Annotated in this window: 13 protein-coding genes, 1 tRNA gene and 1 pseudogene; 7 read left to right on the top strand and 8 right to left on the bottom strand. The window is 43.3% G+C overall.

The annotated features are described in order from the left end of the window. Positions 1-36 precede the first annotated feature (36 nt). The 5 genes and pseudogenes from C3B73_RS08570 (at position 37) to C3B73_RS08590 (ending at position 2,740) form a co-directional block, all read left to right on the top strand. Positions 37-897, top strand: a complete 861-nt coding sequence (locus C3B73_RS08570) for an SDR family oxidoreductase (RefSeq protein ID WP_103665188.1) — start codon at positions 37-39, stop codon at positions 895-897. Between the two features lie 96 nt (positions 898-993). Then, a pseudogene (locus tag C3B73_RS08575) lies at positions 994-1,176 on the top strand (nuclear transport factor 2 family protein); the annotation flags it as partial. Between the two features lie 329 nt (positions 1,177-1,505). Next, positions 1,506-1,724 carry a hypothetical protein gene (locus tag C3B73_RS08580; protein WP_103665189.1) on the top strand — a complete coding sequence of 73 codons (219 nt, stop codon included), beginning with the start codon at positions 1,506-1,508 and terminating at the stop codon, positions 1,722-1,724. Further along, a complete protein-coding gene (locus C3B73_RS08585; protein ID WP_103665190.1) occupies positions 1,721-2,032 on the top strand; it encodes a type II toxin-antitoxin system RelE/ParE family toxin in 312 nt (103 codons plus the stop codon). The genes C3B73_RS08580 and C3B73_RS08585 overlap by 4 nt, the downstream gene beginning before the upstream one ends. Positions 2,033-2,368: 336 nt before the next feature. Next, entirely contained in the window at positions 2,369-2,740 is a 372-nt protein-coding gene (locus tag C3B73_RS08590; RefSeq protein ID WP_103665191.1) for a DUF805 domain-containing protein, read from the top strand. Positions 2,741-2,961: 221 nt separating this feature from the next. Here the strand turns inward: C3B73_RS08590 and leuS are convergent, their stop codons facing one another. The 8 genes from leuS to gatB form a co-directional block, all read right to left on the bottom strand. Continuing rightward, entirely contained in the window at positions 2,962-5,493 is a 2,532-nt protein-coding gene (leuS, locus tag C3B73_RS08595; RefSeq protein ID WP_103665192.1) for a leucine--tRNA ligase, read from the bottom strand. A 111-nt stretch (positions 5,494-5,604) separates the two neighbouring features. Then, positions 5,605-6,660 (bottom strand): acyl-CoA reductase, encoded by a 1,056-nt coding sequence (locus tag C3B73_RS08600; RefSeq protein WP_232803110.1) that lies wholly within the window; start codon positions 6,658-6,660, stop codon positions 5,605-5,607. Beyond that, on the bottom strand, positions 6,657-7,637 hold the full coding sequence (locus C3B73_RS08605) for a LuxE/PaaK family acyltransferase (RefSeq protein ID WP_103665194.1): 981 nt from the start codon (positions 7,635-7,637) through the stop codon (positions 6,657-6,659). The genes C3B73_RS08600 and C3B73_RS08605 overlap by 4 nt, the downstream gene beginning before the upstream one ends. Beyond that, the gene (locus C3B73_RS08610) at positions 7,634-8,380 is read right to left on the bottom strand and encodes an NHL repeat-containing protein (protein ID WP_103665195.1); all 747 of its coding nucleotides are present in this window, start codon (positions 8,378-8,380) and stop codon (positions 7,634-7,636) included. Before C3B73_RS08610 ends, C3B73_RS08605 begins: the two co-directional genes overlap by 4 nt. Positions 8,381-8,557: 177 nt before the next feature. After that, positions 8,558-9,835, bottom strand: a complete 1,278-nt coding sequence (gene purD / locus C3B73_RS08615) for a phosphoribosylamine--glycine ligase (protein ID WP_103665196.1) — start codon at positions 9,833-9,835, stop codon at positions 8,558-8,560. 3 nt (positions 9,836-9,838) lie between these two features. Then, on the bottom strand, positions 9,839-10,606 hold the full coding sequence (tpiA, locus tag C3B73_RS08620; protein WP_103665197.1) for a triose-phosphate isomerase: 768 nt from the start codon (positions 10,604-10,606) through the stop codon (positions 9,839-9,841). 19 nt (positions 10,607-10,625) lie between these two features. After that, on the bottom strand, positions 10,626-11,990 hold the full coding sequence (locus C3B73_RS08625; RefSeq protein ID WP_103665198.1) for a TlpA family protein disulfide reductase: 1,365 nt from the start codon (positions 11,988-11,990) through the stop codon (positions 10,626-10,628). Positions 11,991-12,012: 22 nt separating this feature from the next. Then, positions 12,013-13,461: an Asp-tRNA(Asn)/Glu-tRNA(Gln) amidotransferase subunit GatB gene (gene gatB / locus C3B73_RS08630; RefSeq protein ID WP_198597320.1), complete on the bottom strand. Its 1,449-nt coding sequence runs from the start codon at positions 13,459-13,461 to the stop codon at positions 12,013-12,015. 227 nt (positions 13,462-13,688) lie between these two features. Between gatB and C3B73_RS08635 the strand changes: the two genes are divergently transcribed. Together C3B73_RS08635 and C3B73_RS08640 are read left to right on the top strand one after the other, a co-directional pair. Next, positions 13,689-14,495 carry a dienelactone hydrolase family protein gene (locus C3B73_RS08635; protein WP_103665199.1) on the top strand — a complete coding sequence of 269 codons (807 nt, stop codon included), beginning with the start codon at positions 13,689-13,691 and terminating at the stop codon, positions 14,493-14,495. Positions 14,496-14,560: 65 nt separating this feature from the next. Then, positions 14,561-14,644 (top strand) — tRNA-Leu (locus C3B73_RS08640). Positions 14,645-14,683 lie beyond the last annotated feature (39 nt).

A 14,683-nucleotide genomic window follows, 5' to 3' on the forward strand; every position in this document is an offset into this window, starting at 1 on the left:
AAAAGTAATTTATTAATTTTCAAAAACAAAAAAAATATGATTTTAGTAACAGGAGCAACAGGGCATTTAGGTTCAGCGACAATAAAGCATTTGCTAAAAAGCACAGAAGCAAGCAACATTGTAGCATTCGCCAGAGACGAAAACAAAGCAAAATATTTGAAAGAAAAAGGCATTGAAGTTCGAATAGGAACTTATGACGACACTTCTTCTCTTGACAAAGCAATGCAAGGCATCGATAAAGTATTTCTCATTTCGGGGGCTGACCAAAACAGATTGCAACAGCACAAAAATGTGGTGGACGCTGCAAAAAAAGTAGGTGTAAAACATATTGTGTACACGGGCGTTTCTCTGAAAGATGTAAAAACTTCGGCGATAAAATCGTTTATGGAAAGCCACTTTCAAACAGAAGATTATATTAAAGAAAGTGGTATGGCCAATACCATACTTCGCCACAATCTTTATGCGGACGGAATACCATTTTTTGTTGGCGAAAAAGTTTTAGAAACAGGTATTTATTTGCCTTCGGCAAATGGCAAAGTGCCTTATGCACTTCGCAGAGAAATGGGCGAAGCCGCAGCCAATGTGTTGTTGCAAAGCGGACACGAGAACAAAACCTATGAAATAGCCGGCAACGAGTTGTATTCATACCATGACGTTGCGAAAATACTTTCCGAACTTTCGGGAAAATCAGTTACCTACACTGATATTGAAGCTTCGGTATTTACAGAGCAACTTAAACAAATTGGAGTTCCTGAAATTGGAATTTTCATAGCGACAGGTTTTTCGACTGATATAAAAAATGAACAATACGAAATCGTGACAAACGACTTGGAAAAATTGCTTGGTCGCAAACCAACCAACTTGAAGGACAGTTTAAAAGAAATCTACAAACTCTAAAAAAATGATATGATTATCCGTTTCTATGCCTAAATTCATTTTCATTAGTATAGAGCCCTAATATGCAAAATTAAAGGTAAACTTGCGGATATTCATAAAATAAAAACGAAAGTGGTATCGGTTGTAGTGGAAGGCGATTTAGTAACAGTTGCTTTTATTCGAGAGGTAAAGCATCCTAAAGTCCCTTCCAAAACTTACACCACCACTTGGTTTGACCAATGGCGTTTTGTAGATGGAAAAGCCGATGAACATTGGGACAATGATGTAATTGCAAACTAAATAAACTTTAAAAACAACGAACTGCCAACAATGTGTATAAGCAATAGCGGTTTGAGTGCCAACTCGAACCGTTTTTGATTTAATTTAAGTATCTTACAAACTGAAAAGTTAAGGCGTAAAATCCACTACTGCTCATACACGTGACCGCTAAGCAAACATGCTCGTGAACGGTTAACTTTCACTTATTATTTTTTCAATCCAAATTCATCTTGGCGATGAAATTTTCGGTTTGAAAGCCGCACGTTTCTTAGCCAAACCGTTAGGCAAAATGCGAAACCGTAATATTATATGTAAATGGATTTCATTATTTTCTAGAAAAATTCTCAATCATGGATACTAAAACACTAAAAATAGAGCTTACCCGCTTAATTCTTGAAACAGAGAGTCACGATTTACTGAACCGGATTTTGAAAGAACTAAAAAAAGAAAAAAGCGATTTTTGGCTGGATCTGACAGAAGAACAAAAGGATGAAATTGAAATAAGCAGAAAACAAGTTAAAAACGGAGAGACTGAAGATTGGGAATCAATTATTAAACGAGTTTCGTGAACGTTCGTTTTTCTCGGTTATCGGTTTTAAAGTTGGAAAAACTTCTTGAATATCTAAAAGAAGAATGGTCAGAAGAGACGAAAAAAAAGTTTTTGAAAAGCCTAAATGCGAAAGTGGAATCCATCAAAAAGAATCCCAAAGCGTTCCCATCAAGTATTTTAGAATCCAACTTGAGAAAATGTGTTGTCACCAAACACACGATAATTTTATACGAAATTCAAGGCGATTCAATTTTTATAATGAACTTAATTGATGGTCGTCAAGATCCAGAAAAAATAAGGGATGAAATAAGAAAGCACTTTGGCTAACAATCGCTAATACCAACAGCTCCAGTCAGATCGACTGTTCAGGCTTATTATAAAAGTTACTTTTCAAATCGAACTCAGATTGATAAATATATGTAGGGGCATCTATTTTTTGAAATCAACTCTGATTTTTCCATTTTATCCGCATTATTTATTAACAATAGGTATAACATTCATGATTCATTGATGTTATGGGCACCTATCTAACAAATCAGGTTTTTATAAACCAACATAATTACCTGATGTATAAATAGTAAATCATGTGGAGTCCTGAAACCACTTAATAAACGGGGTGAATTCTATCAGCCAAACAGATAGAAAAAAACTAAAGGCAACATTATGAATTGGTACTTAAAAGTTTTGAAACAATACGCTGACTTCAACGGCAGAGCCCGAAGAAAAGAATACTGGATGTTCGTTCTTATCAATATGGTCATTGCATTCATCCTTGGTTTTCTTGACGGTTTGATTGGCACCTATGAAGCACAATCCGGCTTAGGTGTTCTTAGTGGGCTATATAGTCTCTTTGTGTTAATACCCGGAGTAGCGGTTGGGGTTAGAAGACTTCACGATATAGGTAAAAGCGGATGGATGCTTTTAATAGCGTTTATACCAATTATTGGTTTCATCTGGCTCTTAGTCTTGCTGGTACTCGATAGTCATCCGGGCAGTAACCAATATGGCCCGAACCCAAAGGAAGTGAATATTTAATCTGTTATATATTTATCCCTCAGTGGACGTAAACTGCCAACTTAGTTTTACCCATTAAATTGTGTTATTGGTAAACATAGCTGAGGGATACTATTCTATTAGTGGGTCATTTGGCCACCAAATGACGTATAACAATCATCCGCATAGTGTCCACATATCATGCAAATGATATTAACTGAGGGAACCAAGTTCGATTCTCATCGTCCCATCTTTCAGGGTTATTACTTCACCACCAGATTCACGATACGTCCCGGCACAAAGATCTCCTTCACCAAATTACCCTCTTCCAGGTATTTGGCTACGTTTTCCTCTTCTTTGGCAAGACCAAGCACGTAGTCCTTATCTTTGGCTTTATCAGCATCCACTTCAATATCTGCCCGGACCTTCCCATTCACCTGAACCGGATAGGTAACCGTATCATCCTTGAGGTATTCTTCATTGAATTCCGGCCATTCTGAATAAGCAATAGTATCCTCTTCACCCAGCATGGTCCAGAGTTCTTCGGTAATATGAGGGGCAAACGGATTCAGGATCTGTATGAATTCTTTGGCTACGGATCTCGGAATTTGCTTCCAGTTATTGGCTTCATTTACAAAGATCATCAAGGCCGAAATGGCTGTATTTAGCCTCAAGTTTTCTATATCCTCGCTTACCTTTTTAATGGCTTCATGCAGTGGTTTCAGGTGTTCTTTGGTCGCTTCTATTTCTTTGACCTTATCTGAGATCTCACCGGTGTCTTCATCCACCAATAGTCTCCAAACACGGTTCAGGAATCGGTTCACCCCTTCTACTCCTTTGGTACTCCATGGTTTAACCTGTTCCAGTGGCCCCATAAACATTTCGTAGAGGCGCAGGGAATCAGCCCCGTACTGCTCGATGATATGATCGGGATTGATCACGTTCCCACGGCTTTTAGACATTTTGTGAGCACGGGCTTCTACCTTGGTATCGGTTCCTTTAAGAACGAATCCTTCGCCTTTCTTTTCAACCTTATCATCAGATAGCTTATCACCATCGGGGCCGGTAAATTCCATTTCACCCAGTATCATCCCCTGATTCACCAGCTTCTGAAACGGCTCTTTGGTTGAAACCACGCCAATATCATACAGCACCTTATGCCAGAATCGGGCATACAATAGGTGAAGAACTGCATGTTCGGCTCCACCAACGTATAGGTCCACCGGCATCCAATATTTTTCATAATCAGGATCCACAGGCCCCCCATCAAATTCCGGGCTGATGTAACGCAGGTAATACCAACATGATCCGGCCCACTGAGGCATGGTATTGGTTTCGCGCTTAGCCGGCTTTCCGGTTTCGGGGTCGGTAGTATTGACCCAGTCTTTGGCGTTTGCCAGTGGTGGTTCCCCATCACCGGTGGGCTGATATTTATCCACTTCGGGAAGGGTGACCGGCAGCTCTGATTCCGGCAATGCCTTATGCTCTCCATCCACATGAATGATCGGAAACGGCTCACCCCAATAACGCTGACGTGAAAACAGCCAGTCTCTCAGTTTATAATTCACGGATTTCTTACCAGCTCCCTTCTCTTCCAGCCATGCGATGATCTTCTTCTTGGCGGCTTCTATCTCCAGTCCGTTGAGAAAATCACTATTGATAGCCGGGCCTTCACCGGTATAAGCTTTTCCTTCAAAATCTTTAGGGGTTTGAACCGTACGAACGATCTCCAGGTCAAATTTCTCAGCGAATTCCCAATCACGCTCATCCTGTCCCGGTACTGCCATGATGGCTCCGGTTCCATAACTGGCTAACACATAATCCGCTATCCAGATCGGGATCTTTTTCCCATTGGCCGGATTGACCGCATAGGCCCCTGTAAAGGCTCCGGTTTTATCCTTATTTAATTCCTGTCGCTCCAGATCAGACTTCTTGGCAGCTTCTTCCTTATAATTCTCAATCGCTTCTTTTTGCTCTTCCGTCGTGATCTTATCAACCAGATGGTGTTCCGGGGCCAATACCATGTACGTGGCTCCAAAGATGGTATCCGGGCGGGTTGTGAAGACACGGAGTTCCTCGTCATACCCATCTATTTCAAAATCAACCTCAGCACCTATGGATTTCCCGATCCAGTTACGCTGCATATCTTTCAGGGATTCCGACCAGTCCAGGTCATCCAATCCTTCCAGAAGCTCCTCAGCGTATTTGGTGATCTTTAGTACCCATTGGCGCATCGGCTTGCGAATTACCGGATGACCGCCGACCTCACTTTTTCCATCAATGACTTCCTCATTTGCCAACACGGTTCCCAGCTCAGGACACCAGTTCACGGCTACCTCATCTTCATAAGCCAGCCCTTTTTTGTAGAGCTGAAGGAAGATCCATTGCGTCCATTTGTAGTAATCCGGATCAGTCGTATTAACCTCACGATCCCAATCATAACTGAAGCCGATCGCCTGAAGCTGCTCGCGGAATTTATTGATATTCTTTTCAGTGGTGATCCGGGGATGGGTACCGGTTTTAACCGCATACTGTTCGGCCGGCAACCCAAAGGCATCCCAACCGATCGGGTGCAACACATTGAACCCATTCATTCGCTTGTAGCGTGAGATGATATCCGTTGCGGTATAACCCTCGGGGTGACCTACATGCAATCCAGCCCCACTGGGATACGGAAACATATCTAATACGTAGTACTTTGGCTTGGTAGTATCAGTTGGGGTTTTGAAGGTCTTGTTCTCGAGCCAGTACTTTTGCCATTTGGACTCGATCTTTTCCGGCTTGTAGGAATGCATTGATGAATATTTGAAAGTTTCTTCTATTGCGAACCCCAAAGATAAGCCATTATTGAAACCATTGAAATGGTTTTTCCGGATGATTTATTTGATGGTATTCACATTGGAGTTCTACCCAACTACAGCCTTGATCACATCCACCCCATCCGGCTTCCAATATAGTGGGGGGCTTTGGGCTGAACTCAACGGCTCCGTATCAATTCCCTCAATCACTTCCTCACAGGTATAAACCGATTGTACCATTTGACCAAACGAGATTCTCAGGTCTCTAACTGTATCCTTACCCCCATTCACCCAATTGACCGTAAAGTCTGTGTCCGGAAGTTCTTCCGATTCCTGTATCAGGAAATCATTCAGCCATAACTGGTTTTGCTGAATTCCTTCGTTGTAGGCATACTGGTACTTGAGGTCGGAAGTCGGCTTTTGGTACTGTGGATTTTGTTTCCAGTAGGAATTGATCGCCTGTTTCAGTTCCTCTCTAACTTCATCCAAACCAAAGGGAGCTACGACCACCGCCACCGAGCGACAACCTTTTCCTCCATACCTGAGCATGGCTTCAGTCAGGTCTTGCCTGACGTCCGCATTCCATTCATCCAGATAAGCGATCGAGAACTTGGCCGTTCGGATAATATATTCCGCACCCTGTTTTGCGGCTTTAAGTCGTTTGATCTCAGCCTTTACATCCGAAACCGATTCTTCAGAACCTGCAAATACGACCTTGTCAGCTTTCAGATCCTCAAAACTATTTAGATCCCTTGAATAGCTGATCTTCTGTTCAGGATCAGAACGTTGAATTTCCTCCAAAAAGGACGAAAGTAAATAGGGATCTTTGCGGGAGACCTTCCCATAATAATCGGCTCCCGACAGGATCACCCCCAAAGCCGTTTGAAATCCTACGAGGGGTAAATTGCCGGCATGCAGGCATAACACCTTTCTGACTTTGGCGTTTTGCTCATTACTTAATTCTGCCCTTTTTACCCATTCCTGTATATCTCCGTTTTCAACATTTCCACGAAGTACACTCAATTGATGGTAAACATCCTGCAAACTGAATAACCCTTCAGAAGCGGTTTTACTGATCGCTTCCTGCAGATGTGGGTTTTCAGGATCGAGCCATTTTTTTGTGGCCCCTATCATATGGTCGATATGTGCTTTCTTCCAACTCAATCCCGTTCTATCAAAAAGTTACAGCCACGTAAATTCTGCAGATTCCACCGTCCCAATACCTGAAATGCTCCGTCTTCCTTTTGAATGCCTTTATCCCCGGTCAAAATAAAGGAGCAGGAATAAAGATTTGCCAGGTCGATCACCCCGATCAGTCCCTCTTCACCCAATGGTACTTCCTTCAAAGGAGCTTTAGGATCGCGGATACTGACCTTCATCCATGGCACACTTTTAAACCATAGACTGCCTTGAGCATAAGCCTGTGAGAGTAACTCTGTCATGCCATACTCGGAATGGATCTGAGATTCGGGAAGACCAAACCCCTCAGCCAGTTGCTTGTGTAGTTGCTCCTTAGTGATCTCACGGCGGTGGGTTTTCATTCCGCCCGTTTCAAGGATCACACTATCCCTCGGTAACTGACTGGGGTGTTTATCAAGCACATCAAGCAGACCAAAAGCGGCTCCGAAGAGCATCAATTTCTTTCCGGATCTTTGGATCTCCCTGAGTTCTGATTCATTCAGAGGTTCTCCTAATTCCAGAAACTTACTCAAACCGGATTCATCCCTTTTGATCAAAGTATTTAGCATCCAGATCAAAGAGGAATTGGAGTTAGAGTTATACCCCGGTGTGTAAGCCCAGGTCACATACTCCTCCAGATCATAGAACTGCAGCATTCCTTGAATGATGGATCGCTGATACAGCTCCGGATCCTGAATGTAATGACGGCTTCTTACCATTCCCGTCGTTCCACTGCTTTGGAAATATAATGGTGAGTCAATTTCGGAAGTGATTATTTTTGCATCCTTGAAGGCTTGTATCGGTAGCAATGGGATGTCACTTGCAAAAGCAGGTTCTTTGATACCCAAAGCATTAAAGAAGCGTTTATAAACCGGGTTATTTGTTCTCTGATATTCAAAAACCCGTAATGCTTTTTGTTCAAAGCTTGATTGTTCATCAAATATGTGATCAGGGGTGATCATCTTGATCCATTTTCGATCTTATATAAGTCGCTCCTCGTCAAGATATAAATTGAGCCGGATTGAACATGCATATCTATTGGTCGCACTATTTTACCAAATTCGAATTCTTGTATATCAGCGTTTTCAGCTTCTAAAATCACCCGATCTTCAAAAGCCTGCCACAGCCCTTCTTCGTTTACATAAAATGCTTTTATATCCTTGATCGGATAGAATCCGGAATTACCACCATTGGGCGAAAGCCTGTGAACAGTTTCAGATGCTCTCTCCAAAATAAGTAACTCTGTAGATGTAACCTGAAGATCATCCACCGTTCTGATATCAGAACTGATGCGAAATTCATCTTCAAAATTATAATCCAGATCATAACGCCGGATCAACCTGGATTCTTTGTCCCAGAAATAAATTTCACCTAAACGGCTCACTGATATCTGATCAGGCTGATACCTCCGCGAATTCACAAATGTTGCATGTTCACTTATACTGCTGAGAAATTGTCCGCGCCGGTCAAACACCTGGATCCTGCGGTTATTTTGATCTGTGATGAAGATCTTGAGTCCGTTTGTGGCATCCACATCCACAGGTTTACTGAATTCATAGTCTCCGCTTCCCCTTCCACCAATCGTATCCAGTACTTTACCTGTATGATCCAGTTTCAACAATCGATCTTTGCCTTGCTCAACGATGTAAATAGCATTTTGGGTTACGGATAGGGAGGTAGCATTATCCAGATCAGAATAGATCATTTGGAATGACTGAGCGAAGGCATAATTTGAGCTCAGTAACAATGCTAAAATGAATATCGAATATCGAACGGGGAATACTGAATTTCGAAATGGTTTTATGACATCGGAATATCTATCGAATACTTTTTTAAAAAGTATAACTTCAGTGTTCGTTATTCGATATTCAGTATTCAATATTCAGTACTTCAACCCTTTGGCACCTATATCGGAGCGATAGTACGCTTTATCAAAGTGCACTTTTTTGACCTCTTCGTAAGTATTTTTAATGGCTGTTTCGAGATCAGTACCCGAACCAACGATGTTCAATACTCGTCCCCCGTTGGTATAAAGCTTGCCATCCTTCTCTTTGGTCCCGGCATGAAATACGATGGCATTTTCCACCTCATCCAATCCGGTAATTTCTTTGCCTTTATCGTAGGATTCAGGATATCCCCCTGAGGCAAGTACCACACAACATCTCACCTCATCATCAAACTGAATATCAGTTTTTCCGAGTTCCCCACTGGTAGTTGCAATAATGATCTCAAGAAGATCTGACTGCATGCGCGGCAGGATCACCTGACATTCGGGATCCCCAAAGCGGCAGTTATATTCCACTACTTTTGGTCCTTCCTTTGTGATCATCAAACCACAATAAAGAATACCTGAATAAGGATTACCCTCCTCTTTCATTCCGGCTATGGTCGGCTCAATGATCTCATTCTCAACGCGCTTCAGGATCTCTTCAGTAACTACAGGCGCCGGAGAATAGGCTCCCATCCCTCCCGTGTTCAGGCCGGTATCACCTTCACCAATGCGCTTATGATCCTGAGCATTTCCGATCACTTTCCAGGAAGTTCCATCTGAGATCGCAAACACAGAGGCTTCTTCACCCACCATGAATTCCTCAATCACCAGCCGGCTGGCCGCTTTTTTAAGAGAGTCGCTGTTTTTAAGTTCTTCCAGCACTTCAAGGGCTTCTGCTTCCGTTTCAGGAATAAATACACCCTTGCCTCCTGCAAGACCGTCTGCCTTAAGTACCACAGGATATTGTCCCTGCTCCTTGATGTACTCAGCGGCTTCATCAAAATGCTCCTGATCAAAGACACGATATGCCGCGGTCGGGATATTGTGCCGTTCCATGAATTCCTTGGCAAATTCCTTACTTCCTTCCAGCATAGCAGCCTGAAGTTTGGGGCCAAAGACCGCATGACCTTTGGCCTCCAGAAAATTGGCCATGCCATCCACGAGTGGTTGCTCCGGACCAACCACTGTCACATCAATGTTCTTCTTCTGAATAAAATCCCAGACTGCATCCAGGTCAGATACATCCAGGGAGACATTTTCACCGCTCTGTGCGGTACCCGGATTACCGGGAGCTATGTATAACTTGGTTAATTGAGATGATTCAGAAATAGCACGGGCCAGCGCATGCTCACGCCCGCCACTGCCGATCAGGAGTACATTATATTTCATGGCTCAGGCCAGGTCTTCAGCTATGGTTATGATCTCAGAAAAACTGTCTGCATCTAATGATGCACCACCGATCAATCCGCCATCAACATCCTGCAGGCTTAACAGCTCATTAGCATTGCCGGGCTTCATACTTCCACCGTAAAGAATGTTGATCTGCTCAGCCGTGTCTTCATCATAAAGTTCAGCGAGAATTGAACGAATATGTTCATGCATTTCCTGAGCCTGATCAGGGCTAGCCGTTTCACCGGTTCCAATTGCCCAGATCGGTTCATAAGCGATCACAACATCCAAAACATCTTTTTCTGAAACATCATGAAGGGCAGCCGTCACCTGATTTTTTACAAGCCCAAAGTGTTCGTTAGATTTTCGCTGATCAAGGCTTTCACCTACACAGACAATGGGAGCTAATTTATGCTCAATGGCTTTATGAACCCGTTTATTGACCGTGGCATCCGTTTCGCCAAAATACTGCCGACGTTCTGAGTGACCAATGATCACATAGTTGCATCCGCTTTCAGCCAGCATGCTTCCACTGATCTCTCCGGTGTACGCTCCATTTTCCTCAAAATGCAGGTTCTGGGCTCCCACCTGAATATCCGTGTCATATAAGTACTTCACTGCCATTCCAATGGAAACAAAGGGAGGACAAACCAACACATCCACATTTTCATCGATCTCTGATTTTTTCTCTTTGAGACCTTCCAATAATTCGGCGGCGTCATATGGACCGCAGTTCATTTTCCAGTTACCGGCTATAAGTAGTCTTCGCATGATGTGAGTGTTTTAAAAATTAACTTGGTGAGTTAGATTCACTGAATGCCCGGTTCAAGCCCTGTATGACCTCGGAAAATTCATTTCTTTCGTATTTCCTGATAACGACCCCATTCTTGTCAACAAGAATACGGGTTGGGACCTGAACCACATTAAATTTTTGTATGATCTGCTGAACATCGAATGATCCAAGTTTTGCAACCGGCCAGGCTTTACGCCGTTCTTCAAAAAAGGCATTGACGGTTACTTCACTTTGGTCCAGCGGTATAGTAAATATCTTAAGTCCATAGTTTTTGTAGATCTCACCGATCACCATCGTTCGGTCGTAATCGTTCTGATATTCAAAATTGGCAAGTGGCGAGATCTCTATGATATACGTTGACCCATTCAGACTCTGATTATTTACAGTATCGCCTTCCATGGTAACAAACGAAAAATCAGGAGCATCCACACCCGGTGCCAGATAATTTAGGTCGTACCTAATACGACGGATCCATTTTTTTGAGGATGGGCTGTCAGAATAATCCTGTTCATAAATATCCAAAAGGTCCTTTGCTTCTCCTATCCGGGAGCTGTCGAAGTACATCTGTATCTTATCCCGTTCTATAAATTCGGTTACATCCTCGTTTTCTGATATCTGTATCAGTGAATCCAGATATCCGGAAGCGGCATCAAAACCTTTACTCTGAGCGATGTAGGGTTTCCCATATCTAAGTGCAACGGAGAACATGTAGTCAGCGGGAAGGGTCTCGTCAATTCTGTTAAGCATAGCTTCAGAATCCCAGTTACCCAGCAACTCAATGGTTTTTTCTGCTGCCAGATAGGAAGCCATTGTATTTTCATGGGCTTCATACACCTGCCAGTACAATTCTGACCATTTCTTGGTTTCATCCAGTATCTGAGAATCAGGTACGGCTCCACCCATAATAAAAGCACCCACACGCTGAAAACTTCGATCCACGCGGTTCAGGGTTTGCATGGCTTCATGCTCTTTCGAGTCGATGCTCAAAGTCTGTTGAATGTCCGGAAGCTGTGCATTGATCCGAAGGGTATCATTTTCAGCCAGAATGACCCTAAGCGTTGCAAGATCATTGTTATTTCGGCTGATGATCATTGGATAGTAGTTCCTGTCGGGAAAATTTGCGGTACCCTCAAAATTTCCGGATTGATCAGTCAATGAATGAAAAAGAGTATCAATGGGGGCATTCGAAGAATCCCGTTTTACAATGGTCACACCGATGCCTGAATAATCCCCACTGCTGTCAATGGAATCTGCCACAGTAATGGAACCGGTGACGATCGTATTTTTGACATCAGATCTGTTTGAACACGCAACGGTTAGTAGCAATACAGTTAATGCAGCTAATAGCGTAAGTTTTTTCATAAGAGTTTTAAAGACTGTATTTTCAGTCGTTTAGCTTTTTAGTGATTAGATCTTTAACCAGTTTCGGATTTGCTTTACCCTGAGAGGCTTTCATGGCCTGTCCAATAAAAAATCCGATGAGTTGTTTTTTGCCTTCCTTATAGCGTTGTACTTCATCCGGGTTATTTTCGATGATCTCATCCACGATAGGCTCGAGAAATCCGGAATCAGAAACCTGAATCAGGTTCATTTCTTTGGCCATTTCCTCAGGATCTTCATCTTTCACCAACATTTCGTTGAAGATATCCTGCATAGCAGAGGAGTTGATCTTATCGTCCTCTTTTAATTTAACCAGCTTTGATACCCTTTCAGCTGAGATCGGGAATTCCCGTATATCAATACTTTTCTCGTTCAATACCCGCAACACTTCGCTCAGCACAATATTTGAAGCTGATTTTGGATTACCCAAATGATCCACAACCTCTTCATAGTAATCTGCCAGATACCGGCTGTCCGTGATAGTGACGGCGTCATCTACACTCATGCCGTATTCTTCAATAAACCGTTTACGGCGTACATCCGCAAGTTCAGGTAATTCCTCCCTGATATCAGTGAGCATCTGCTCTGTAACCCTGATCGGTGGCAGGTCCGGTTCCGGAAAATAACGATAATCATGTGCCTCTTCCTTTGAACGCATGGGACGACTCTGCATCTTGGAAGTATCCCAGAGGCGGGTTTGCTGAACCACTTCACCACCTTCTTCGATGAGTTCGATCTGTCGGTAGATCTCATAGTGGATAGCTCTCTCTACATTACGGAACGAGTTCATATTCTTTAACTCGGTTCGGGTTCCGAATTCTTCCTGCCCTCGTGGGCGAACCGATACGTTTGCATCGCACCTTAGGCTGCCTTCCTCCATATTACCATCACAGATCTCCAGATACTGAACGATCTGTTTGATCTTGGATAAGTAGGCATAAGCCTCCTGTGGAGTGCGAAGATCCGGCTCCGATACGATCTCGATCAATGGAGTACCGGCACGGTTGAGGTCAACCAGCGTATTATAGGGATCCTGATCATGAATAGACTTACCGGCATCCTCTTCCATATGGATGCGTGTGATTCCAATTCGTTTGTCATAATCTTCGAGTTGAATATCCACGAAACCATCATAACAAATAGGTGTATCAAACTGTGAGATCTGATATCCTTTGGGAAGATCCGGGTAAAAGTAATTTTTACGGGCAAATATCGATTTATCTGCCACATCACATTGAGTGGCCAATCCCATTTTGATGATATAACGCACCAGGTTTTCATTTACAACCGGCAAGGTGCCCGGGTGACCCAGACAAAGCGGGGTAACCTGTGTGTTTGGTGCTGCCCCATATTCCGGTTTAACCGGTGCAAAAGCCTTACTTTCGGTAAGTAACTGTGCATGAACTTCAAGGCCTATCACAGCCTCATATTTCTCGTGATCAATCGTGCTCATTCAGATCCGTTTCGGTCAAGATTTACTGAGCATGGAAGATATTAAAGTTGAGTGACAGTTTGGAATGTTTCTTTGATTTAGGTTTAGTGACAAAGATCAGTGATCAAAATGAATTTATACCCCAGACACACACATTATTCTACTTTTCCTCAATCTTTGAATTTTTGGGATGAAATGATTTAACTGAAAGGCCGGTTACAAAGACACTTAACCAAATACCTTTGACCATGAAATATCTACTTTTAACCACCTTCGTATTTCTTTTCACCATCTCTGCTTTTGCGCAGGATTATGCCGTTGAACAACTCGAAAATTCACCACGCCATCACGAATGGGTGACTATTGAGTCTAATGACAGAACCCTTCATAATTTTGTAGCCTATCCTGAGTCGGCGGATGCGGCTCCTGTTGTTATCGTTATCCATGAAAACCGTGGACTAAACGACTGGGCCAGAAGCTTTACTGACCAACTGGCTGAGAAAGGCTTCATAGCCATCGCTCCCGATCTTATTTCAAATACCGTTGAGGGCATTGAGAAAACCTCCGATTTTGAAAACTCAGATGCCGCCCGTGAAGCGATCTACGCCCTGCAACCTGAGCATGTGACCACAGACCTGATGAATGTTCTGGACTACGCAAAAACCATTGCAGCGGGTAATGGTCAGCTTGCAGTAGTTGGGTTTTGCTGGGGAGGTTCTCAATCCTTTCGTTTTGCCACCAATGCCGGAGATCAAATCGATGCTTCCTTTGTTTTCTATGGAACCGGCCCTTCTGAAGCTGAGGCTTACCGCAGCATACAAGTACCCGTTTACGGATTTTACGGAGGAAATGACGCCCGTGTTAATTCCACTATAGAAGCTTCAGAAGCCGCTATGAAAGACTTTGGCAATACCTATGAATATGAGATCTATGAGGGAGCCGGACATGCTTTTATGCGCCGGGGCGACGACCCCAATGCGGCCACTGATGATCCCAATGTGAAGGCACGTAATGCGTCGTGGGAGAGATTGACAGATCTGTTAAAAAATCTTTGAGATTGCTCAACTAAAATGATGATTTAGCCCAAAAATCTTCTTAACTTTGGAGTCTTGATTCCGATGCCCGAGTGGCGGAATTGGTAGACGCGTGCGCTTCAGGTGCGTATGCCCTTACGGGCGTGGAGGTTCAAGTCCTCTCTCGGGTACTTAGCCCTGCTGACTTTGGTCGGTAGGGCTATTTTTTT

It is taken from the genome of Gracilimonas amylolytica (genome assembly GCF_002911695.1).
GTDB lineage: Bacteria > Bacteroidota > Rhodothermia > Balneolales > Balneolaceae > Gracilimonas > Gracilimonas amylolytica.

What these genes read in the sequence shown, in the direction of transcription:
- C3B73_RS08570 (WP_103665188.1), top strand. Translation starts at nt 37, where the DNA reads ATGATTTTAGTAACAGGAGCAACAGGGCATTTAGGTTCAGCGACAATA.
- C3B73_RS08580 (WP_103665189.1), top strand. Translation starts at nt 1,506, where the DNA reads ATGGATACTAAAACACTAAAAATAGAGCTTACCCGCTTAATTCTTGAA.
- C3B73_RS08590 (WP_103665191.1), top strand. Translation starts at nt 2,369, where the DNA reads ATGAATTGGTACTTAAAAGTTTTGAAACAATACGCTGACTTCAACGGC.
- leuS (WP_103665192.1), bottom strand. Translation starts at nt 5,493, where the DNA reads ATGCATTCCTACAAGCCGGAAAAGATCGAGTCCAAATGGCAAAAGTAC.
- C3B73_RS08605 (WP_103665194.1), bottom strand. Translation starts at nt 7,637, where the DNA reads ATGATCACCCCTGATCACATATTTGATGAACAATCAAGCTTTGAACAA.
- C3B73_RS08610 (WP_103665195.1), bottom strand. Translation starts at nt 8,380, where the DNA reads ATGATCTATTCTGATCTGGATAATGCTACCTCCCTATCCGTAACCCAA.
- purD (WP_103665196.1), bottom strand. Translation starts at nt 9,835, where the DNA reads ATGAAATATAATGTACTCCTGATCGGCAGTGGCGGGCGTGAGCATGCG.
- tpiA (WP_103665197.1), bottom strand. Translation starts at nt 10,606, where the DNA reads ATGCGAAGACTACTTATAGCCGGTAACTGGAAAATGAACTGCGGTCCA.
- C3B73_RS08625 (WP_103665198.1), bottom strand. Translation starts at nt 11,990, where the DNA reads ATGAAAAAACTTACGCTATTAGCTGCATTAACTGTATTGCTACTAACC.
- gatB (WP_198597320.1), bottom strand. Translation starts at nt 13,461, where the DNA reads ATGAGCACGATTGATCACGAGAAATATGAGGCTGTGATAGGCCTTGAA.
- C3B73_RS08635 (WP_103665199.1), top strand. Translation starts at nt 13,689, where the DNA reads ATGAAATATCTACTTTTAACCACCTTCGTATTTCTTTTCACCATCTCT.